Annotated in this window: 18 protein-coding genes; 2 read left to right on the top strand and 16 right to left on the bottom strand. The window is 40.6% G+C overall.

The window, feature by feature from the left end; genetic code table 11:
* Positions 1-103: 103 nt before the first annotated feature.
* From M3P19_RS12640 to M3P19_RS12630, 3 genes are all read right to left on the bottom strand, one after another.
* Complete coding sequence (locus M3P19_RS12640; RefSeq protein ID WP_249658046.1) at positions 104-1,408, bottom strand: MFS transporter; 1,305 nt, start codon at positions 1,406-1,408, stop codon at positions 104-106.
* Positions 1,409-1,547: 139 nt separating this feature from the next.
* The gene (queG, locus tag M3P19_RS12635; RefSeq protein WP_249658045.1) at positions 1,548-2,477 is read right to left on the bottom strand and encodes a tRNA epoxyqueuosine(34) reductase QueG; all 930 of its coding nucleotides are present in this window, start codon (positions 2,475-2,477) and stop codon (positions 1,548-1,550) included.
* A gap of 50 nt (positions 2,478-2,527) precedes the next feature.
* Positions 2,528-2,974 (bottom strand): cupin domain-containing protein, encoded by a 447-nt coding sequence (locus M3P19_RS12630; protein ID WP_249658044.1) that lies wholly within the window; start codon positions 2,972-2,974, stop codon positions 2,528-2,530.
* A 72-nt stretch (positions 2,975-3,046) separates the two neighbouring features.
* Between M3P19_RS12630 and M3P19_RS12625 the strand changes: the two genes are divergently transcribed.
* Entirely contained in the window at positions 3,047-3,637 is a 591-nt protein-coding gene (locus tag M3P19_RS12625) for a TetR/AcrR family transcriptional regulator (RefSeq protein ID WP_249658043.1), read from the top strand.
* Here the strand turns inward: M3P19_RS12625 and ruvB are convergent.
* The 10 genes from ruvB to M3P19_RS12575 all read right to left on the bottom strand — a co-directional run bounded on the left by ruvB (position 3,629) and on the right by M3P19_RS12575 (position 17,289).
* On the bottom strand, positions 3,629-4,651 hold the full coding sequence (gene ruvB, locus M3P19_RS12620; RefSeq protein ID WP_249658042.1) for a Holliday junction branch migration DNA helicase RuvB: 1,023 nt from the start codon (positions 4,649-4,651) through the stop codon (positions 3,629-3,631). The two genes, M3P19_RS12625 and ruvB, sit on opposite strands and share 9 nt — an antisense overlap.
* 6 nt (positions 4,652-4,657) lie before the next feature.
* Positions 4,658-5,488 carry a GIN domain-containing protein gene (locus tag M3P19_RS12615; RefSeq protein ID WP_249658041.1) on the bottom strand — a complete coding sequence of 277 codons (831 nt, stop codon included), beginning with the start codon at positions 5,486-5,488 and terminating at the stop codon, positions 4,658-4,660.
* 123 nt (positions 5,489-5,611) lie between these two features.
* Entirely contained in the window at positions 5,612-7,423 is a 1,812-nt protein-coding gene (locus tag M3P19_RS12610) for a cytochrome c oxidase subunit I (protein WP_249658040.1), read from the bottom strand.
* A gap of 38 nt (positions 7,424-7,461) precedes the next feature.
* Complete coding sequence (locus M3P19_RS12605) at positions 7,462-8,520, bottom strand: cytochrome c oxidase subunit II (RefSeq protein ID WP_249658039.1); 1,059 nt, start codon at positions 8,518-8,520, stop codon at positions 7,462-7,464.
* A gap of 27 nt (positions 8,521-8,547) precedes the next feature.
* Positions 8,548-9,885 carry a quinol:cytochrome C oxidoreductase gene (locus M3P19_RS12600; RefSeq protein ID WP_249658038.1) on the bottom strand — a complete coding sequence of 446 codons (1,338 nt, stop codon included), beginning with the start codon at positions 9,883-9,885 and terminating at the stop codon, positions 8,548-8,550.
* Positions 9,886-9,900: 15 nt separating this feature from the next.
* The gene (locus tag M3P19_RS12595) at positions 9,901-10,488 is read right to left on the bottom strand and encodes a c-type cytochrome (RefSeq protein ID WP_249658037.1); all 588 of its coding nucleotides are present in this window, start codon (positions 10,486-10,488) and stop codon (positions 9,901-9,903) included.
* 4 nt (positions 10,489-10,492) lie between these two features.
* Complete coding sequence (locus M3P19_RS12590; protein WP_249658036.1) at positions 10,493-11,020, bottom strand: DUF3341 domain-containing protein; 528 nt, start codon at positions 11,018-11,020, stop codon at positions 10,493-10,495.
* 2 nt (positions 11,021-11,022) lie between these two features.
* Positions 11,023-12,744 carry an NrfD/PsrC family molybdoenzyme membrane anchor subunit gene (gene nrfD, locus M3P19_RS12585; RefSeq protein WP_249658035.1) on the bottom strand — a complete coding sequence of 574 codons (1,722 nt, stop codon included), beginning with the start codon at positions 12,742-12,744 and terminating at the stop codon, positions 11,023-11,025.
* 32 nt (positions 12,745-12,776) lie between these two features.
* Positions 12,777-15,908, bottom strand: a complete 3,132-nt coding sequence (locus M3P19_RS12580) for a TAT-variant-translocated molybdopterin oxidoreductase (RefSeq protein ID WP_249658034.1) — start codon at positions 15,906-15,908, stop codon at positions 12,777-12,779.
* A gap of 31 nt (positions 15,909-15,939) precedes the next feature.
* Positions 15,940-17,289: a cytochrome c3 family protein gene (locus tag M3P19_RS12575; protein ID WP_249658033.1), complete on the bottom strand. Its 1,350-nt coding sequence runs from the start codon at positions 17,287-17,289 to the stop codon at positions 15,940-15,942.
* A gap of 235 nt (positions 17,290-17,524) precedes the next feature.
* Between M3P19_RS12575 and M3P19_RS12570 the strand changes: the two genes are divergently transcribed.
* Positions 17,525-17,896 carry an SPOR domain-containing protein gene (locus M3P19_RS12570; RefSeq protein ID WP_249658032.1) on the top strand — a complete coding sequence of 124 codons (372 nt, stop codon included), beginning with the start codon at positions 17,525-17,527 and terminating at the stop codon, positions 17,894-17,896.
* A gap of 76 nt (positions 17,897-17,972) precedes the next feature.
* On the opposite strand, the gene infB is transcribed toward M3P19_RS12570, so the two are convergent.
* From infB to rimP, 3 genes are read right to left on the bottom strand one after another with little or no spacing between them, the layout of a single operon-like run.
* Positions 17,973-20,669, bottom strand: coding sequence for a translation initiation factor IF-2 (gene infB / locus M3P19_RS12565; protein ID WP_249658031.1), 2,697 nt, complete (start codon positions 20,667-20,669; stop codon positions 17,973-17,975).
* Positions 20,670-20,712: 43 nt separating this feature from the next.
* Entirely contained in the window at positions 20,713-21,945 is a 1,233-nt protein-coding gene (gene nusA / locus M3P19_RS12560; protein WP_249658030.1) for a transcription termination factor NusA, read from the bottom strand.
* Positions 21,946-21,957: 12 nt separating this feature from the next.
* On the bottom strand, positions 21,958-22,419 hold the full coding sequence (gene rimP, locus M3P19_RS12555) for a ribosome assembly cofactor RimP (protein WP_249658029.1): 462 nt from the start codon (positions 22,417-22,419) through the stop codon (positions 21,958-21,960).
* Positions 22,420-22,537: the final 118 nt, after the last annotated feature.

The raw sequence follows: 22,537 nt of genomic DNA, 5'->3' as shown, positions 1-22,537 counted from the left end.
AAATTTGAATCGGTAAATTTATGGCATTCCGTTAGAATACCTACATAAAATCGGAATCCATTTCCTGAATACGCTCAGGATGTAAGTTCAAATAGAAAACTGATTATGCATCTTTTTTGACATTCAACCGCATGGCCAAAACTGCCGCAATAATAAAACAGGTACCGGCAAAGAACATCGCGTTGATTGAATTCGCACCTAAAAGGTTTTTGAATATGGGCCCAAATGACAAAGTTTGAATTCCCATTGGGATTACAATCATCATGTTTAGAATACCCATATACACTCCTCTTCTTTCTTGCGGTACGATTTTGGAAACCATACTATAAGGAATTCCCATCATGGCCGCCCAACCGATTCCAAATAGAATCATAGGGAATAGTACCATTACAGGGTCCGAAATATTGGGAATGGCAAACAATGCCAACCCGGTACCCACAAGACTTAGAGCATAAATTTTCTTACCTCCGAACTTGACGGTAAGTGGAACCAAAATAAGGGCCACTACCGCTGTTACAATATTATAAGTTGTACTCATTTTAGCCGCTTGAGCTGCCGCTTCAGAAGTATCAAACCCCATTGTAGCACGGAACAAAGGTGTAATAAACTGCCAGTAAACAAAAAGGGCATACCACTGAAACAAGTAGACTCCTGAAAGCTTCCACATAAATTTGGGCATTTCCTTAACTGCGGCTCCAATTTCCCTGAACGGCATTTTAAAGCGTTCGATAAAAGGCAAGCCCTTGTGCTCATTGATTTCTTTTAATTCTTCATCTGATGGCGGAATCTCAGGGGTCTTTAATACAGACCACAATATAGTTGCGATTGACAAAAAAGATCCTATGAAAAATGAGTTATATAGCCACGTTGGGATTGAGCCGGTTGTCTCCTCACCGCCTCCAAACCAAGATTGAAACAAAAAGATTGAAGCATTCGCCAAAAGGATACCGGCTCCTACAAACAAACTTTGCATTTGGTATCCAATATTTAGTTGACTATCAGGAAGTTTATCTCCTACAAAAGCACGGTAGGGTTCCATGGCCATATTATTTCCTACATCCAGTATCCAAAGCAAGCCAACCGCAAACCATAGCGCCGGACTTAAAGGGAAAGCGAACAAACAGAGACTTCCCATAATCGCACCAATCAAAAAGAAAGGTTTACGCCTACCCCATTTTGGTGACCACGTCTTATCAGATACTGCTCCAATTATTGGTTGCACTATCAAACCGGTTACGGGTCCAGCAATGTTTAATATGGGCAACATTTCCTCTGAGGCACCTAAAAAAAGAAAAATTGGATTTATTGCCGTCTGTTGCAGTCCAAAACTGTATTGGATTCCCAAAAACCCAACATTCATATTCCATATTTGCCAAAAACCTAATCGGGGTTTCGTAATTGTGCCCATGCCTGCGAAGATTTAATTCAATTGGTATTTACTCAATAATTCAATTCTATGAATATAGTATTTTCCTTAGTCGATTGGTAAAATACAATGGCCAAAATTGAAATATTACCAACGAAAACGTTTGAAATTTATGGAGTTCTTATTTCAGGAATTGGATATTGCGTTTTAAACCTTCGTATTTGGTTCGTTTTACCGCGGATTTTCTAAATAACTCACGAAAAACTTCTTCGGTTATTTCTTCCCAATCTCCCTTACTCATATGCAATAGCTCAGGGTGAGGTTGAAACAAAGGTTCTTGGTGAGGTTTCGAGAATCGGTTCCATGGGCAAACGTCTTGGCATATATCACACCCAAACATCCAATTATCCATTTTGTCTTTGAATTCGGTTGGAATTGCATCTTTGAGTTCGATAGTAAAATAAGAAATGCATTTACTTCCATCAACAACATATGGTTGCACAATGGCATCCGTTGGGCAGGCGTCAATACAAGCTGTACATGTACCACAATGGTCCGTTGTTGGATTGTCATAATCCAATTCCAAATCCAATATCAATTCAGCAATAAAGTAAAAGGACCCTACTTGTTGTGTTAAAAGGTTGCTGTGCTTTCCAATCCAACCCAAGCCGCTTTTAGCTGCCCAAGCTTTGTCCAAAACCGGGGCGGAATCCACAAATGCCCTTCCATGTACCTCGCCAATTTCCTCTTGTATAAAAGACATTAGGGATTTAAGTTTATCCTTAATTACAAAATGATAGTCTTTGCCATAGGCATATTTGGAAATCTTGTAAGCATCAGACTTTTGTTTGTTCTCAGGATAATAATTGAGCAGTAGCGAAACGACCGATTTAGCACCATCCACAAGTTTGGTTGGATCCAATCGTTTATCAAAATGGTTTTCCATGTATTGCATTTGTCCATGCATTCCATTTTGAAGCCAATTTTCCAATCGCGGTGCTTCTTCTTCCAAAAATCCAGCTTGGGATATGCCACAAGACAAAAAACCGAGGCGCTTGGCTTCGGTCTTAATTAAAGAAGTGTATTTATTTTTCAATTCGTTCTTGGACACCCGTGGCTCATCATAAATCCTAGGTGCTCAAGATACGAAACCAAATACGATCACACCATAGGAATTTCAGGAATGGCCATGTCAAAATCACGAGCGGTTTGCAATACTTTCTGGATTATTTCAGGACTCACCGACTTTTCAATGGCACCTTCTGTCCCATCCTCTATCCCGTAGGTTCTGAAAAACTTGGAAAACCCTTTAGGACTATGAATATTTATCCAAGAGCAGGTTTTATCGCTTTTGTTATTGAAGGTGTGCAAGGTTCCAGGTGGTATATCTATGGATTCGCCAGGACCAAGCGTTTGGGTTGTTCCGTTTACAAAGAACTCCATCTCACCATCCAAAATCAAAAATGCCTCTTTGTAATTGGAATGCACATGCGGTGGTGGGCCTTGACTTCCTCCCGGTGTTTCGCAGGCAATTAAATCGTAATCTCCGGTTGTTGGGTGAAACGTGATTTTGTGTCCTAGAACCCAAACTGTAGCTGAATCTTTCATTTCGTGAGATTTTTGTCTCACAATACTACACAATTGTTTTTACATTTCAAAATTTTATAAGACATTTGTCTCATGAGTAAAGGGCATTTAGAATCAGGAAGGCAGAAACAAAAACAAGAAACACGGAATAGCATCTTACAGGCCGCAAGCAAACTTGTGGAACAAGAAATTCCAATTACCATGGAAAACGTTGCTGCTGAAGCCAATATATCCCGAGCAACCATATACCGCTATTATTCTAATATCGATTCACTTTCAACGGAACTGGTTTTGCAATTGAATGTACCAAATACAGAAGCGTTACTTGAACAGCACGCCAATCACAATTTAAAAGATGCCCTATTAGCTGTTCAACAAGAGCATCTGAATTTTATACTGGAGCACGAGAATACTTCCAAAAAATTCTTGGGTGCCGCTTTATTATCCGACCCAAAATTGGAACGCGGTCAAAACCGACGCAATCTACTCAGAAAGCTATTTGCCGAAAAAGCACCAGACATGGATTCGAAAGAGACTGAAATGCTCGTTAGCTTAGGGGTTTTGTTAATTGGAATTGAAGCTGTAATTGCTTCAAAGGATGTCTGTGCCCTGAGCAACGAGAAAATGTTGCATACCTTGAAATGGGGCTTGGATAAAATTTTGGATGCGAGTTTATCAGAATAACTCTCCCTGTGGCCCTCCTTTGACTTTACCAAGGTGTTTATAGGCCAACTCCGTAACCTCTCTACCACGGGGGGTGCGCATAATAAACCCTTGCTGTATCAAGAAAGGTTCATATACTTCTTCTATGGTCTCCGCACTTTCCGACACTGCAGTTGCCAACGTAGTAATCCCCACTGGACCTCCTTTGAATTTATCTATGATGGTAGAAAGAATTTTATTGTCCATTTCATCAAGACCGTGTGCATCTACATTCAAAGCTTTCAAACCAAATTTTGAAATCTTCATATCAATGTTGCCATCTCCTTTTATTTGGGCAAAATCCCGAACTCTTCGCAATAGCGCATTGCAAATCCTAGGTGTACCTCTACTCCGACCTGCAATTTCAATTGCTGCTTCATTGGAGATGGGTACTTTTAAGATATGGGCGCTTCTTTCCACAATTGTCGATAACAATTCAGTATTGTAGTATTGAAGTCTGCTTTGTATGCCAAACCTTGCACGCATCGGCGCTGTAAGCAACCCAGAGCGGGTTGTAGCTCCAATCAATGTAAATGGACTTAAATTAATTTGAACGGTGCGGGCATTTGGTCCAGTTTCAATCATGATATCGATTTTATAGTCTTCCATTGCTGAATACAAGTATTCCTCAACAATGGGACTCAATCGATGGATTTCATCAATAAAGAGTACATCGCGTTCTTCAAGATTGGTCAAGAGTCCCGCTAAATCCCCTGGTTTGTCCAAAACTGGCCCTGACGTAACCTTAATCCCAACACCCAACTCATTTGCAAGGATATGGGCCAAAGTTGTTTTACCCAATCCGGGAGGCCCATGAAACAATGTATGGTCCAATGCCTCTCCCCTAAGATTAGCTGCTTGGACAAAAATCTTTAGGTTTTCCAGAACCTGCTCCTGGCCCGTAAAATCATCGAAAGTAACAGGGCGCAATGCCCTTTCAATATCTATTTCCTCTTGGGAAAAATTCTGGGATGTAGGATCTAGATTTTCGTTCATAAATAACTATTGTTCCTCCTTTTTCAGTAATTGGGTAGTATTAGAAAATTCTACAATATTAACTTTTGGATTTCCGTACAAATATACTCTTGTGTTGTCAATTGCACTTAACTCCAATTCCTTGTAGGCATAGATTCTTGCAGTTGCCGCATTTTCAATTTTCAGTTTTACATTGCCCGCTTCCATCTTTCCTGCCTTGGCTTTAGAATTGTCCGTTAGGGTCAAATCAATCTTTTCTGAAGTTCCTTCCAGGGTAAGCGAGCCATTTTGCTCTACATCTACAAGACTCACACCATTAACTGCATATATGTAGCTTTCTGCGCGCCCATTAATACTGATATTCAATGAATCTACATCAACATTAAAATCCGCCCTACTGCTGTCTTCCATATTGATATCCATTACCGCTGCACTTGCCTGAAGATTCAGTTGAGCATCTGAAAAGGCATCTACAAAGAGTTCATCACTACTGATCATTTCTGGAGTTGTGATACTTCCTTTTTTAGCGGAAATTGCCCTAAGCTCCGTAAAATTCACAGTGATATCCAGTTTCTTTTTAGCGGTGATATCATAAAAAGAACTAATGATAAGTGTTCCATCTTCAACCTTGAACTTTAGTATATCCACCAAGTTATCGTCTGCTTCTATGCGATAGCCAGGCCCAAAAGATTTCTTTAGGACAATATCCAAATCATCATTCAATTGAACCGCATCAAACATAGGCAGTTCACCTGTTACTTCTGTTACAATTCGACTCCCTTTGATTTTAGGTTTTCGTTGTGCGCAAAGTGTTACTTGACACATTAACACTATGAATAGAATGACCAGTTTTTTCAAGGCTATTGGATTTATAGGGTTATTAAAGATATTACAATTCGTATTAACAATTGCTGTACCAAAGTCACTCAACAAAAAAGCCCATCCTAAAAGGATGGGCCAATTTTTTCGATTAAACCTTTATTAATGGTTTAATTCTTCCTCATTGTCTTGTAATGGGACTGTCTGAGGTACAAAGTCTTGTCCAGGAAGAATATATTCTCCGTTTTCATAGGTCTTACTGTAGTCGTAAGCCCAACGATGCACATGTGGGATAGCTCCTGGCCAGTTTCCATGGATATGTTCCTGTGGTGCTGTCCATTCCAATGTTGTTGCCTTCCAAGGATTCAAAGGCCCTTTCTTTCCGTAGAAAATACTACGTATGAAGTTAAAGGCAAAAATCAATTGAGCTCCAGCTGTAATGATGGCAAATACTGTCATCAATACCTGTACATTAGTCAATTCATCGAATATTGGGAATGCTGTATTCTCATAGTATCTTCTTGGAACACCAGCCATACCAACAAAGTGCATTGGGAAAAATATCCCATATGATCCAATTGCTGTTATCCAGAAGTGTACATAACCTAAATTCTTGTTCATCATCCTACCTTGGAACATTTTTGGGAACCAGTGGTACACCCCAGCAAACAATCCATATAGTGCAGAGATACCCATTACCAAGTGGAAGTGGGCAACTACAAAATAAGTATCATGTACGTTGATATCCAAAGTACTATCCCCTAAGATAATTCCGGTCAATCCTCCTGTAATAAAGGTAGAAACCATACCAATGGAGAATAACATCCCAGGATTTAACTGGAGATTTCCTTTCCACAGGGTCGTTATCCAGTTGAACGCTTTTACCGCTGATGGTATCGCAATCAATAGGGTAGTAAATGTAAATACAGAACCTAAGAATGGATTCATCCCTGAGATGAACATATGGTGACCCCATACAATTGTGGATAAGAACGCAATTGCCAAGATAGATGCAATCATCGCCCTATATCCGAAAATGGGTTTACGTGCGTTAACCGCCATTACCTCAGATACAATACCCATAGCTGGAAGTATTACAATATATACCTCTGGGTGACCCAAGAACCAAAACAAGTGCTCGAACAATACTGGTGACCCCCCTTGGTAATGTAACACTTCTCCTTGAATAAAAATATCTGAAAGGAAAAAGGATGTTCCGAAACTTCTATCCATAATCAACAACAATGCTGCTGATAGTAATACTGGGAAGGAAATAACACCGATTACAGCTGTAACGAAGAAGGCCCAAATTGTCAACGGCAAACGTGTCATTGACATACCTTTGGTTCTTAAGTTCAACACTGTTACGATATAGTTCAAGGAACCCAATAATGATGATGCGATGAAAATTGCCATGGAAACCAACCAAAGTGTCATCCCGGCACCCGAACCTGGTTGTGCCATAGGCAAGGCGCTTAGCGGCGGATAGATCGTCCATCCTGCTGCTGCTGGTCCGGCCTCAACAAACAATGAAATCACCATAATAACGGCAGACAAGAAGAACATCCAAAAGGAAAGCATGTTCAAAAAGCCCGATGCCATATCACGTGCACCAATCTGCAAAGGAATTAAAAGGTTACTAAATGTACCACTTAGACCGGCCGTCAATACAAAGAACACCATAATGGTTCCATGCATGGTCACCAGACCCAAATAGATATCAGCGTCCATTACACCATCTGGCGCCCATTTACCTAAGAACGCCTCAAAAACAGAGAAGGATTCCCCTGGCCAAGCTAATTGCATTCTAAACAACAATGACATTGCTATTCCGATGAAGCCCATAATCAAAACACCCGTAATAAGATATTGCTTCGCAATCATCTTATGGTCTTGACTAAAGATATATTTGGTTACAAAGGTTTCTTTATGATGATGTCCGTGATCGTCGTGTCCGTGTTCAGTAGCTGACATAATCTATTTTAAATTTTGTTATCGTTTTTTTTAGGCAATTATTCGGCAAGTGCAATGGTTTCCTTGAATGTTGCCTGTTCGGCTATCCACTTATTGTATTCTTCTTCCGTTTCTACAATAATCTTCATTTGCATATTGTAATGTGATTTTCCACAAATCTTATTACAAAGCAAAATATAGTCGAACTCCCATGGTTCTGAGTTTGGTTTACCTTCCGCAGCCCTTTTGGCTCTGATGGCATTTGTTCTTTTAACTTTATCAACCACATCTGGGTTCAATCTCATATCCGCAGTGGTAACCGTTGGAGTAAATGAGAACTGGGTGATCATTCCTGGCACACAGTTCATTTGTGCTCTAAAATGTGGCATATAGGCTGAATGCAAAACGTCTTGAGAACGCATCATGAAGTTTACTTTGCGTCCTACTGGCAAATGCAATTCTTTTACGATGACGTCATCAGCCCCGTTAGGGTCAGATTCATCCAGACCAAGGACATTGGCACGATCAATATCAATCAAACGAACACTTGCATCACCAAGTACGTTGTCATCCCCTCCATATCTAGCGGACCAGTTAAATTGTTGGGCATATAATTCCACAATCAATGGGTCATCATCCTCATTGATGTCCATAATGTTTGTCCATGTGTACAAACCCCACAAAATCAAACCTGCTAAAACAATTACTGGTATAATTGTCCAAATAAATTCCAAGCGATCATTATCTGCAAAGAATAAAGCCTTCTTACCTTCTTCTCCTCGGTATTTATAGCCGAAATAGTGCAATAATGCTTGTGTAATAAATTGCACAAAAAAGATGATGGCGAATGAAACCCACATCAATTGATCATACTCGCCACCATGGGCAGAAGATGCTTCAGGTAATAGGAATTTGGAATATTTTGCAAAACTGAAAATGGTAATTCCGTAGATGAAAATGAGGAAAGCATAAAGCAAATAGCCATTGTATTTGTTATCCTTATCTGTTGCTATTCCCGTGTTTTCTGATTTTAGCTGTGACAATTCAAAAATCTTGGTCATTTGCCAGATTGCAATTGCCACTAATACTAAAACAGTCAATGTTAATAATGCAGTCATTGTATATCTCTCTAAGACTTAATCGTATTAATAATGAAATTGTCTACTTTCTTCAAGGAAAGGATTTCGTTTTGGCAACAACGGAGCTTTTGTAAGCGCCGTGAACACCCAGTAAACAAATAATCCGCCAAAGAAAAGTATTCCTCCAATCTCAGGTATTCCTATATGCCATTGGTCTCCCACCGTAGCAGGCATAATCATGTTGAACACATCCAAATAGTGTCCTGCCAACACAACAATACCGGCCATAACCACAAACCAATTTACTCGCTTGTAGTCACTGTTCATCAATACCAATAATGGGAAGATGAAGTTCATGACCAACATACCGAAGAATGGCAATTTATAATCTTCAATTCGTGCAACGTAATAAGTTACTTCTTCTGGAATGTTTGCATACCATATCAACATGAACTGTGCAAACCATAAGTAGGTCCAGAAAATACTAATAGCAAACATAAACTTGGCCAAATCGTGTAAATGGCTATCGTTAACTTCTTGCAAATATCCTTTGGATTTCAGGTACATCACTACCATGGCAATAACGGTAATCCCTGATACAAACATACTTGCAAACACGTACCAACCAAACAATGTACTGAACCAGTGTGGGTCAACACTCATGATCCAATCCCAAGACATCATGGATTCGGTTACAAGATAGAATACCAAGAAACCTGCAGACCATCTAAAATTCTTTACGAAGTTGGAATTATCATCTGATTCGTCTTGGGCCAATGATAATTTTCTTGAATATTGTCTGTAGAAAATCCAACCTCCCAAAAAGATTGTTGCTCTAACCAAGAAGAACGTAGGATTCAAGTAGCCTGCTTTTCCTTGTAAAAGTTTATCATGGGCAACAACATCAGCATCCATCCATACGAACATATGGTTCATATGCAAAACGGAAAGTACCAAAATCACGAACACAATAATTCCGCCTGGTACCAAATAGGCCGTAATTCCTTCCATTACTCTAAATAATAAAGGAGACCAACCTGCTTGGGCTGCACGTTGTATAGCGTAAAACGCAAGTACACCCAATGAGATCATAAAGAAAAAGAAAGCAGCAACATATAACGCAGACCATGGTCTGTTTTGCAATTGGTGCAACAAATGTTCATCATGTGAGGCATCGTGTCCTTCACCATGAGCTTCTTCTGCTCCATGATCGCTGGCAACTGCGTGGGTAGTAGCTTCTTCACCATGTCCACCACCATGACCATCATCATGTGCAGCGGCAACAATGGCTTTTGCTTCTTCAACAGTGCTTGGCGCAGAAACAAAACCGATTGCCAAAAAAATCAGTCCCACTGCCATTGCAATGAAAGATCCTATTCTTAGTTTGTTTGAAAACGTATACATAGTAAACTTGTCCAATTATTTTGTTAGGTCTTCCTTTAATTTCATTACGTACTCAGCTACTTGCCACATTTCTTCCTCATTCGCAAATTGTGCGGCATAAGAGCCCATGGAATTCAATCCATAGTACATGGTATGGTACGTACTTCCTACGGTAATGTTACGTGCCACGTCATCATAACTTGGCACACCCAATATTTTCTCACGCTTCACCAAAGTACCTTGCCCTTTTCCTTTTGGACCGTGACAAATGGCACAATAGATATCATACAATTCTTTTCCTGTTGCTAAATTGGCTTCCATATCCAATGAATCCAATGGACTAGGCTCCAAACGAGCTAAATCCTTTCCTTCTGGAGTATTCTCGAATTTGTAAGGCAGATAACCTCTTGCAACAGTATTTGCTGGAGGAATCAAAGCAGATGAAACACCTTTGAAAATTCCAATTCTTACGGTTTCGCCATCGTTAAAGCCTTGATAAGCTTCATACCCAACTGGCTCATACATGTTTGGCATGTATTGATAGTTTGGGCTGTTCTTGTCAGCACAAGATGCCAAGGAAAGAACCAAGGCGAAAACAATACTTATTTTACCTAAATGCTTCATATTATTAAGACTCCTTTTCTGTAACTTTTATCTCCACAGCTCCAGTTTCCTGTAACAATGCAGTCAATTCATCCTCGTTATCATGAACACCTATTTCCATTAAAAAGTGATCATCAGTAGTTCTAACATCTGGGTTCTCCGCTTTTTTGAATGGCCACATTCTACTTCTTAAATAGAACGTAATCACCATTAAGTGCGCCGCAAAAAACACAGTCATTTCAAACATGATCGGAACAAATGCCGGCATATTTTCCAAGTAACTAAAGCTAGGTTTACCACCTATGTCCTGAGGCCAGTCAGCAATCATGATGTAATTCATCATGATAATGGCCACTGCCAATCCCAAACAGCCATACATAAAGGATGTAATAGCAATACGTGTATCTTCAAGACCCATAGCCTTGTCCAAACCGTGCACTGGGAAGGGCGTATATACCTCTTCAATATGATGGTGCTCTGCACGTACCTTTTTCACGGCATGCATCAACACATCATCGTCATTGTAAAGTGCCTGTATAACTTTTGAAGCCATAACTACTTTTTATCGTTTAGTTTTTTAGCCTGTCCAGCCCAATCATCTCGCTGTGCTCTTCCTGGGAAAGAACCTGTAATTGAATCCAACAGATCATATTCTTTTTCGGTCATCTTACTTACCTGGGCAAATGTGAATATTCCGATTTGGTTCAAGGTCTCTTCCATTTGCGGACCTATACCTTTTACTTTCTTTAAATCATCGGCAGTGTCCTTATCCGCATCAAAAGTTCCGATAGCGTCCAACAATGATGATACTTGAGCAGAATCTGCCTCAGCTGATTCCTTTTTTTCAGCTTTCTCTATTTTACCAGTGGCTGCTGGTTTTTCGTATAAAGGTTTTCCAGCATCCCTAAGATTTTTAAAACGCTCACCAGAGGATTTCAAAATGGATTTTACTTCCGCCTGTGCAATAACCGGGAATGTTCTTGAATACAAAAGGAACAATACAAAGAAGAATCCAATGGTACCCACAAAGATTCCGATATCGACAAAAGTTGGTGAGAACATTGTCCAAGAAGATGGAAGGTAATCCCTGTGTAACGATGTTACGATAATCACGAAACGCTCGAACCACATACCAATATTCACGACAATCGAAATAAAGAAGGAGAACATGATACTGGTTCTCAATTTCTTGAACCACATGAACTGAGGCGAGAATACGTTACAGGTCATCATAGACCAGTAAGCCCACCAGTAAGGTCCAGTTGCACGATTCAAGAATGCATATTGCTCATATTCCACTCCTGAATACCAAGCGATGAACAACTCCGTAATATATGCACAGCCCACTATGGAACCGGTAATCATAATTACAATGTTCATCAATTCAATATGTTGTACTGTAATATACGCTTCAAGGTTACATACTTTACGCATGATGATCAAAAGTGTATTTACCATTGCAAATCCAGAGAAAATTGCCCCTGCAACGAAATACGGTGGGAAAATGGTAGTGTGCCATCCAGGAATTACCGATGTAGCAAAGTCAAAGGATACAATAGTGTGTACGGAAAGTACCAATGGAGTTGCCAAACCTGCCAATACCAAGGAAACTTCCTCAAAACGTTGCCAATCTTTTGCGCGACCAGTCCAACCAAAACTTAAAAGACTATAGATTTTCTTCTGGAAGGGCTTTATTGCACGGTCACGGATCATGGCAAAATCAGGCAGCAATCCTGTCCACCAGAATACCAATGACACCGAAAGATAAGTGGAAATCGCAAACACGTCCCAAAGTAGTGGCGAGTTGAAGTTCACCCAAAGAGATCCAAATTGGTTAGGTATAGGAAGTACCCAGTATCCTAACCATGGTCTCCCCATGTGAATAATTGGGAACAAACCAGCCTGAACAACTGAGAAAATGGTCATCGCTTCTGCCGAACGGTTAATTGCCATTCTCCATTTTTGACGGAAAAGCAACAATACTGCCGAAATCAATGTTCCTGCGTGACCAATACCTACCCACCAAACGAAGTTGGTGATATCCCAAGCCCAGTTAACGGTTCGGTTTAGACCCCAAACCCCAATACCTGTTGAAATGGTATAAATGATACATCCCAGACCCCAAAGGAATGCCACCAATGCAATGGAAAATACAATCCACCATTGTTTGTTGGCTCTTCCCTCTACAGGAGCAGCGATATCCACAGTTACATCGTGGTATCCTTTATCTCCAAGTACTAAGGGCTTTCGAATAGGTGCTTCGTAATGCGATGCCATAATTTATCTTCTAGTTACTTCTTATTTATTGATTAAGCCTCGTTGGTGTTTCTCACTTTAACATGATAGAACACATTTGGTTTAGTTCCCACATGCTCCAATAAATGGTACATTCTATCATCTTCTTTCAACTCAGCAATCTTGCTATGCTTATCGTTGATATCCCCAAAGACCATTGCACCACTGCTACAAGCTGCAGAACAAGCCGTTTGGAATTCGCCATCCTTGATTGGACGCCCATCTCTCTTGGCATCCAAAATGGTTTTCTGCGTCATTTGGATACACATGGAACATTTTTCCATTACCCCTCTGGAACGTACATTCACATCTGGGTTGATCACCATTTTACCAAGATCATTGTTCATGTTGAAATCAAATTCATCATTGTCATGGTACAAGAACCAGTTGAAACGACGAACTTTATAAGGACAGTTGTTGGCACAATATCTAGTACCTACACAACGATTGTATGCCATTTGGTTTTGACCTTGTCTACCATGAGATGTTGCCGCAACTGGACATACGGTTTCACAAGGTGCATGGTTACAATGTTGACACATCACTGGTTGGAAAGCTACTTCAGGATTTGCCGAAGCATCTTCCATTTCACCAAATCCACCTAGCGCACCATTATCACCGAACAAGCCTTCAAGGTTATCCTTCTTTTCATTGTCCTGTTCAAATGTCTCCTCAGACGAGTAATATCTATCAATACGCAACCAGTGCATATCCCTAGAGCGACGAATCTCCTCTTTACCAACAACTGGCACATTGTTTTCCGCGTGACAAGCAATAACACAAGCCCCACAACCAGTACAAGCATTTAAATCTATGGAAAGGTTGAAATGATGTCCAATGGAACGATCAAATTCTTGCCATAGATCAGCATCTGGTGATGTTACCGGAATTTCTTGGTGATTAAGACTGACATGAGGCATTGGATTCCACTCTTGATGATCTTTAGTATTGAAAATCTCTAAAGTGGTCTCTTTTATAATATCGCCTCTACCCATTAAGGTTTTGTGCAACTGTACACATGCGAACTCATGATCTCCAGCAGCTTTCTCAATGGAAACTGACTGAACATCTGAAAAATCTTTATATAAAGTAAAGGCATTGACACCTGTAGCCATTTCTTCTTTCATTCCGGCTTCCCTGCCATAACCAAAAGAAATACCCACGGTTCCAGCTGCCTGACCTGGCTGGATCACAACTGGAACTTTTTCAAGTACCGTTCCATCCACCGTTAAGTTTACGTAACTACCGTTCATTCCACCATCCGCTACATTGTAATTCTCTAAATCAAGATTTACAGCGTCAGCTTTGGATACGGTTACGTAGTTATCCCACGACACTCTTGAAATTGGATCAGGAAACTCTTGCAGCCATGGGTTACCGGCCTGTTTACCATCTCCCATTCCAACTTTGGAATACATGATCAACTCCATTCCTGAAGCTGTGGAATTTACCAGCGTGCGCACAGCAGCAGTAACAGAATCCATTGCGGAATTACCTTCCGCAGTCTCAGCATCAGTTTCAACTTCCGCGGCCGCACTATTTTCTTCTGCACTCACAACTGAAGGTACAAAAACACCATCTTGCAATGCCTTATTCCAATCTGCACCTTGCAAAATAGTAGTGCTCCAATTTTCTTTGATATACTCGTAGTAAGATTGCCCTTTACCCATCCAGTTCAACAACGCCGTCTGGAATTGACGGGTATCGAACAATTCACGAATCGCCGGTTGTGCCAAACTAAACTGACCTTTCTTGAGTTGCGCATCTCCCCAAGATTCCAAATAATGTGAAGCAGCAGCTACAAATTGCGTAGACTGGGCAGTTTCATCGTTGCTGAACGAGAAGTTTACGGAAACATCCACCTTACCAAGACCAGCAACAAAATCTGCGGAGTTTGGTAAAGAATAAACAGGATTCACCCCGTCCATGATCAACAATCCAACTCTTCCCGCGTTCATATCGGAAATCAATTTGGAAACCTTTGCGGTATTACCTTGTCGCACATATTTTGGACTTGAAGCATCGAAAGCCTCACTTGCCAACATCTTATTTATGGCCAATACGACCATCTGTGCATTAATATCATTCAATCCGGTTACTACAACCGCTTTGTTCCCAGCTTTTTTGATTTGAGCGGCAATGGCCTCAACAGCACCATCTACATCCGATGTTCCACCACCAACGCTTGTGCCATTCAATTTGCCGTATAATTTAGCCAATGCGATTTTTTGTTGGGCAGCAGTCATTGGGTAACGCTTATCTGCATTAGCCCCAGTCAATGACATATTTCCTTCCAACTGGATATGTTTGGCCATCTTTCCTTCTTTTGGAACACGTCCTTTGGCATATGCACTATCATAACCTCCACCTTGCCAATCTCCCAAGAAATCCGCACCGAAAGAAACAATCAAATCCGCTTTGCCAAAATCATAATCAGCCAAAGCTCGTTCACCGTAGGCTGCTTCAAAAGCATTTAGGGCAGCATCCTCAGAAATCGCATCGTAAACCACATGATTTACATTCTCGCCATATTCAGCTTTGAATTCAGCGATCAATTTCTCTGTTGAAGGACTTGCATAGGTTTGCGTCAACAATGCGATTTGTCTATTGGAACCTTTAAGGCTACCCAATTTGGATTTCACATTCGCATCCAAAATGTTCCATTCAACTGCCTCTCCGTTTTGTGAAGGACCTTGAACCCTTTTGCTATCATATAAAGATAAAACAGAGGCCTGCACTCTTGCATTTGCACTTCCATTCACCTTAGCATCCGTATTATTTTCAATCTTGATAGGTCGACCTTCACGGGTCTTTACCAAAATACTGGCAAAATCAAATCCATCAGCGATTGTGGTCGCATAATAGTTAGCAACACCCGGCACAATATTGTCAGGCTGAACCACATATGGAATTGATTTACGCACTGGACCTTCACATGCAGCCATGGTAGCCGCAGCCGTACTAAAGCCCACATACTTCAAGAAATCCCTACGGTTTGTTGTTGATGCAGACAAATTTTCTTTATCCCCTAAAAACTCATCAACAGGAATCTCCTCGGTAAATTCGTTGTTTCTTAGCGCCTCAACAATGGAATCGTTTGGATTTAACTCCGCTTCGCTCTTCCAATATTTTTTGTTTGATGCCATACGATATATCTGAGATTATCTTCTTTTTATTTTAATAGTGGCATTTACCACATTCTAAACCACCCATCATAGCAGCGGTCAATTCTTCCACACCATACTTTTTGGAAAGTTCAGCGTGAATGGCCTCGTAGTATTCATTACCCTCGACCTTAACATTGGTTTCTCGGTGACAATTAATACACCAACCCATAGTTAATGGTGCATATTGATACATCACTTCCATTTCCTCTACAGGACCATGACAAGTCTGACATTCAATACCTGCCACTGAAACGTGTTGTGAGTGATTGAAATATGCAAAATCAGGCAGGTTATGGATTCGCACCCATTCCACCGGCTGGGTCTCACCAGTATAGCGCTGGTTTTCTTCGTCCCATCCTACGGCCTTATATAATTTTTTGATTTCTCCTGTGTAGAATTCATTGGTATAACCATTTGCCAAATCTTCAGCACTTGGACCTTCAGGATTGCCCTTATATTCATAAATCGATTTGTGGCAATTCATACACACATTCAAAGAAGGAATCCCAGAAGTTTTGGAAACCCTAGCCGATGAGTGACAATACTTACACTCAATTTTATTATCACCAGCGTGTACTTTATGCGAGTAATGAATTGGCTGTACTGGAGCATATCCTTGATCAACTCCAATCTGCATCATCCAACCATAAGCAAAATATGCACTCGCCAACAAAAAGAAGATAGCAGTGACCAAAACCAAGAATTGATTTTTGGCAAAAGCTTTCCAAATCGGAATTGTTTTTTCCTTCTGCGCTTCCAATTCAACTCCATTGGCTTCGGCAATTCGTCGCAAGGTGTTGTTCACCAAAATCAGCATTACGACCAATAAAGCGAACACCAATGCAAGCGCACCTAAAATCATTTCATTGGAAATTCCACTAGATGACTCCGTCCCTCCAGCAGCAGCTGTTGCAGCTGGTGTTACCGGTGCAGGTGGTGGTGCAGCTGTATACGCTAGGATATCATCAATATCTTGATTTGACAAGGTGGGGAAAGCGGTCATTGCCGCTTGATTGTACTCTGCATATATCTTATTTGCATATGCATCACCTGACTTAATCATCCCTGGACTGTTCTTGATCCAAGCATAAAGCCACTCCTTATCAAGACCTTCATCTTCGGATAACCTGCTTTCCACATTGGCCAAAGCTGGCCCGGTCATTTTTCTATCCAATGCGTGACAAGCGGCACAATTCTGATTGAACAACTGCTTCCCTTTTACAGGATCACCGCCCGCAGCAGACTCTGCAACAACCTCAGCGGTGGCAGCCTCTTCTTGCGCATAAAATGAAACGGAGAAAAGTAGGAGAGAAAAACCTAAAACTTTTGAAAATAGATGGCGGTATAAAACCTTTTTCATACTAATAGAATTTCTATCGAAATCTTTGGCACGATTATTCCTATTGATACTGAGAACAATAGCATTTGGATGGCCTAAAATCGCAGACAAAAGTACGGAATAAGGTCATTTTTCAAAATGTTAATGGATCTATAATTTCTAATTTATAAGCATTCTAAATAAGTTGAAAGTAGATCGATTAGAACCGAATAATTTACATTTGTAGGATAGGTTTTTTGTTAACATTTCAAATCTTATGAAAAACATTGCTTTTACTTTGATTTTGTTAGGTTTATCCACTCAACTTTCTGCACAAGAAGGACAGGTTACAATTGAGCAAGATCCTCGAATTGATGAACTGATGAAATTATACACACAAGTCAATTCCAAAGCGGATTTCTATCAAATTCAAGTTGGTTTTGGCAGCTATGAAAAAGCACAAAACCTAAAGTCCAAAATTGACATTGATTTCCCTGGATGGGACTCTAAAATAGAATTTGAATCACCTACCTACAGGGTACGTCTTGGCAAGTTCAAGACTAAATTGGAAGCGGAACGTAAATATCTGGAAGTCAGAAAAAAATATCCTGATGCCATGCTATTAAAGCCAGAAGGCACGTCCCGTTAGAAATGAGATTTCATTACAACAAAGCATAAAAAAAATCCCGCAAAAGCGGGATTTTTTATTTTATTTATATCGATTACTATAGTTTCTTTTTAACAGCAACTTCTTGGAATGCTTCTACGATATCCCCTTCTTTGATGTCGTTGTAATTCTTGATTTGCAATCCGCAATCGTACCCTTTAGATACTTCCTTCACATCATCTTTGAAACGCTTCAAGGAAGCCAACTCTCCAGTGAAGATTACTACACCATCCCGAATCAATCGAATTTGGGAATTCCTAAAGACCTTACCGCTGGTCACCATACAACCTGCAATTGTACCGATCTTGGATATCTTAAAGGTTTCTCTTATTTCCGCATTACCAGTAATCTCTTCTTTCATTTCTGGTGAAAGCATGCCTTCCATCGCATCCTTAAGATCATTTATCGCATCATAAATGATGGAGTACATTCTGATATCGATTTCTTCCTTATCGGCAACGGTTCTGGCATTACCCATTGGTCTTACATTAAATCCAATGATAATTGCATCAGAAGCACTTGCCAACAATACATCAGATTCTGTGATTGCACCAACACCTTTATGAATGATATTTACTTGTATTTCATCCGTAGATAATTTCTGGAAGGAATCCGTAAGCGCCTCAACAGAACCATCCACATCCCCTTTAAGGATAATGTTCAATTCCTGGAAGTCACCCAACGCGATTCGACGACCAATTTCGTCCAAGGTAATATGTCGCTGTGTACGAACTGATTGCTCACGCTGCAATTGAGAACGTTTTGCAGCAATTTGTTTCGCTTCCCTTTCATCCTGCAACACATTGAATTTATCACCAGCCTGTGGAGCACCATCTAAACCTAATATGGATATTGGTGTAGCTGGACCCGCCTTCTTGATGTTCTTTCCGCGCTCATCCTGCATCGCTTTCACCTTTCCACTGCAAGTTCCGGCCAAGACATAGTCTCCTATCTCTAATGTACCGGCCTGTACCAAAATCGTGGAAACATACCCACGACCTTTATCCAAGAAAGCTTCAACCACAGTCCCTGTAGCCAGTTTTTCAGGATTGGCTTTCAATTCCAATAACTCAGCCTCCAACAAGACTTTTTCTAAAAGTTCATTCACGCCTTGACCCGTTTTGGCTGAAATATCATGGGATTGAATTTTACCACCCCAATCTTCAACCAATAGGTTCATTGCCGCAAGCCCTTCTTTAATCTTATCTGGATTCGCTGTTGGTCTATCGATTTTATTAATTGCGAAAATAATTGGAACATTAGCAGCTTGGGCATGACTTATTGCTTCCTTGGTTTGCGGCATGATATCATCATCTGCAGCTACAACAATTATGGCAATATCCGTTACTTGTGCACCTCTGGCACGCATTGCGGTAAACGCTTCGTGACCCGGTGTATCCAAGAAGGTGATTTTCTGTCCGTCTTCCAAAGACACTCCATAAGCGCCGATGTGCTGTGTAATTCCACCGCTTTCACCAGCAATTACATTCTCTTGTCGAATGTAATCCAGCAAGGAAGTTTTACCATGGTCAACGTGACCCATAACTGTAACAATAGGTGCTCTAGGCTGCAAATCCTCTGGCGCATCAACATCCTCTTCAATGGACTCTTCTATCTCTGCAGTTACAAATTCCACTTCATAACCAAACTCATCCGCAACAATAGAAAGCGTTTCCGCATCCAATCGCTGGTTCAATGTCACCATGATTCCAAGAGACATACACGCCGATATAATTTGCGTAGTGGACACGTTCATCATGGTTGCCACCTCATTAACGGTGACAAACTCTGTAACTTTGAGGATTTTGCTTTCCAGTTCTTGCTGCTCAAGATCCTTCTCCGTTTGTTGACGGTGTTGATCACGCTTTTCTCTTCTATATTTTGCGCCTTTACCTTTATTGGATTTCCCTTGTAATTTTTCAAGGGTCTCCCTTACCTGTTTTTGTACTTCTTCTTCAGTGGGCTCAACCTTAGGAGCTGTGGAACGTTGTCCTCTACCTCTTTGTCCGTTGTTTCCTCTCTGATTTGGTCGTCCTCCAGATTGGGAGTTATTATTACTTACTATTCGCTTGCGTCGCTTCTTGCGATCGGCGCCTGCATCACTATTTGAACCGGTTTTGGCTTCTTCCTTCTTCTTTTTAGGCTTATTGAATTGGGAAAGATCAATTTTATCCCCAGTGATTTTGGGTCCAGATAATTTTTTGTATTGCGTACGAATCGCCTCCGGTTCTTTAGGTTGTTCTGGCTCCTCTTTTTTAGCTTCTACTTTAGCCGCAACAGCTGGCTTAGCCTCTTCAACAACCTTTGGCTTTTCCTCAACTGGAGCTTCAGCCACTTTTGGCTCTTCTTTTTCCGCAGCTTTTGGTTCTTCTTCCTTGGGTGGTTCTGGCTTCTTATCAAGGTCGATTTTACCAACGGTTTTAGGTCCCGCTAGCTCTGCCTTTGCCTTGATCACCTGATCGGCATTCCTTTTTTCCCTGGCCAATCTACGTTCTTCCTGCTCCTGTTCCATTTGGATTCTGAGCGCTTCCTTCTCCTTTCGTTTTTCCTCTCCTACTTCTTTGGAAGCAACCTTCTTGCTCTTGTCCGTTTGGAATTCATCCAACAGGACTTGATACACTTCATCTGTTATCTTAGTGGTAGGACGTGCCTCTACCTCATGACCCTCTGCCGCTAGATAGTCCACTGCCCTATCCAGTGAAATGTTCAATTCCCTGAGAACTTTATTAAGCCTTATTGTTGGGTTTCCTGCCATAAATTATTTTTCCTAGCCCTTAAATTTGCTGCTAATATATAGTTTAATCTTCAAATTCCTCTTTGAGGATACGCACCACTTCTTGAACTGTTTCTTCTTCTAAATCGGTACGTTTGATCAAATCATTGACATCTTGTTCTAGAACGCTACGGGCGGTGTCCAATCCAATTTTCTTGAATTCTTCAATTACCCATGCTTCTATCTCATCTGAGAATTCAGTTAATTCCACATCTTCTTCTACGCCTTCTCTGAATACATCAATCTCATAACCAGTAAGTTGTCCCGCCAATCGAATATTATGTCCACCTCTACCAATTGCTTTGGAGACTTCTTCCGGTTTTAAATAAACTTGCGCCGTTTTCTTCTCATCATTCAATTTAACAGAAGAAACTCTTGCCGGACTCAATGCCCTCGTTACCATTAATTGCGAATTGTTGGTCCAGTTGATGACATCGATATTTTCATTGCCTAACTCCCTAACAATTCCATGTATTCTTGATCCTTTCATACCAACACAGGCACCAACTGGATCAATTCTATCGTCATAAGAATCCACGGCGACTTTTGCTTTTTCACCTGGAATCCTTACTGCTTTCTTGATGGTAATCAATCCATCAAACACTTCAGGGATTTCTTGGAAGAACAATTGCTCCAAGAAAACTGGAGATGTTCTAGACATTATAATTGCCGGTTTATTCCCTTTAAGCTCAACACTTTCAATCACACCTCTAACATTATCTCCTTTACGGAAGAAATCAGATGGTATTTGCCTATCCTTAGGTAGAATGATTTCGTTTCCTTCATCATCTAATAGAATAATAGCCTTGTGACGGATATGATGAACCTCCGCAGTATAAATCTCACCTTCCAAGTCTTTAAATTGCTTATAGATAGTGGTATTATCATGCTCATGGATCTTGGAAATCAAATTTTGACGCAATGCCAAAATCGCCCTTCTTCCCAAATCCATCAATTTCACTTCTTCGGATACATCTTCGCCTACTTCAAAATCAGGCTCTATTTTTCTCGCTTCCGAAAGTGAGATTTCCTCATTTGGTTCCTCAACCATACCATCTTCAACAACAATTCGGTTTCTCCAAATCTCCAAATCCCCTTTATCTGGGTTAATGATAATGTCAAAGTTTTCGTCAGAACCAAATTTTTTCTTCAAGGCATTTCGGAATACATCTTCCAAAATCGCCATAAGCGTTACCCTATCTATAAACTTATCGTCCTTAAATTCCGAAAAGGATTCGATGAGCGCTAGGTTTTCCATTTTTGAATTACATTAAAATTTTAAAACAACTTTTGCTTGATGGATTTCAGAAAAAGCAATGACTTCCTTCTTCTGAACCGTTACTTTTCCTTTACCTACCGGCTTAGGCTCACGTGCCTTCCACTTTAAGGTAATTGTATCATCAGTGGCTTCGGCCAGTGTACCTTCAAATTCATTATCGTTGGTACGGACCGTTAATTTTCTTCCTATATTTTTCCTGAACTGACGTGGCAATTGTAAAGGTGAGGTAGCACCCGCAGATGTTACCTCTAAAGAAAAATCAACCTCCTCACGGTCTAAATTATGCTCAATGGCCCGGCTAACGTTCATACAATCTTGAAGATTGACCCCTTCATCACCATCCAACACCACACGAATAGTGTTGTCATTTCCAACAGTAAAATCAATTAAAAACAAAGCAGGATTTTCCTCAAGCGCATTGTTCAATAAAGTTTCTACTTTCTCCTTTAGCATAAATACAAGTAATAAAAGAGGGGACTCGAAGTCCCCTCATGAATACTTTTATATCCGTTCAGTGGTGCAAATATACGACAATTCCCTTGTTTTCAAAATCATTAAGAATGTAAGCCTA

Source organism: Flagellimonas spongiicola, from assembly GCF_023502425.1.
GTDB lineage: Bacteria > Bacteroidota > Bacteroidia > Flavobacteriales > Flavobacteriaceae > Flagellimonas > Flagellimonas spongiicola.
Note: the sequence above shows the minus strand (reverse complement) of the source record. Positions and strands in the feature narration are given on the sequence as shown.

Bases quoted from the DNA above. Each gene is read 5' to 3' on its own strand.
- M3P19_RS12580 (WP_249658034.1), bottom strand. From the start codon at position 15,908: ATGGCATCAAACAAAAAATATTGGAAGAGCGAAGCGGAGTTAAATCCA.
- ruvB (WP_249658042.1), bottom strand. From the start codon at position 4,651: ATGAACGAAAATCTAGATCCTACATCCCAGAATTTTTCCCAAGAGGAA.
- M3P19_RS12630 (WP_249658044.1), bottom strand. From the start codon at position 2,974: ATGAAAGATTCAGCTACAGTTTGGGTTCTAGGACACAAAATCACGTTT.
- M3P19_RS12610 (WP_249658040.1), bottom strand. From the start codon at position 7,423: ATGTCAGCTACTGAACACGGACACGACGATCACGGACATCATCATAAA.
- M3P19_RS12600 (WP_249658038.1), bottom strand. From the start codon at position 9,885: ATGTATACGTTTTCAAACAAACTAAGAATAGGATCTTTCATTGCAATG.
- M3P19_RS12605 (WP_249658039.1), bottom strand. From the start codon at position 8,520: ATGACTGCATTATTAACATTGACTGTTTTAGTATTAGTGGCAATTGCA.
- M3P19_RS12575 (WP_249658033.1), bottom strand. From the start codon at position 17,289: ATGAAAAAGGTTTTATACCGCCATCTATTTTCAAAAGTTTTAGGTTTT.
- rimP (WP_249658029.1), bottom strand. From the start codon at position 22,419: ATGCTAAAGGAGAAAGTAGAAACTTTATTGAACAATGCGCTTGAGGAA.
- infB (WP_249658031.1), bottom strand. From the start codon at position 20,669: ATGGCAGGAAACCCAACAATAAGGCTTAATAAAGTTCTCAGGGAATTG.
- nusA (WP_249658030.1), bottom strand. From the start codon at position 21,945: ATGGAAAACCTAGCGCTCATCGAATCCTTTTCGGAATTTAAGGACGAT.
- M3P19_RS12590 (WP_249658036.1), bottom strand. From the start codon at position 11,020: ATGGCTTCAAAAGTTATACAGGCACTTTACAATGACGATGATGTGTTG.
- nrfD (WP_249658035.1), bottom strand. From the start codon at position 12,744: ATGGCATCGCATTACGAAGCACCTATTCGAAAGCCCTTAGTACTTGGA.
- M3P19_RS12625 (WP_249658043.1), top strand. From the start codon at position 3,047: ATGAGTAAAGGGCATTTAGAATCAGGAAGGCAGAAACAAAAACAAGAA.
- M3P19_RS12595 (WP_249658037.1), bottom strand. From the start codon at position 10,488: ATGAAGCATTTAGGTAAAATAAGTATTGTTTTCGCCTTGGTTCTTTCC.
- M3P19_RS12640 (WP_249658046.1), bottom strand. From the start codon at position 1,408: ATGGGCACAATTACGAAACCCCGATTAGGTTTTTGGCAAATATGGAAT.
- M3P19_RS12570 (WP_249658032.1), top strand. From the start codon at position 17,525: ATGAAAAACATTGCTTTTACTTTGATTTTGTTAGGTTTATCCACTCAA.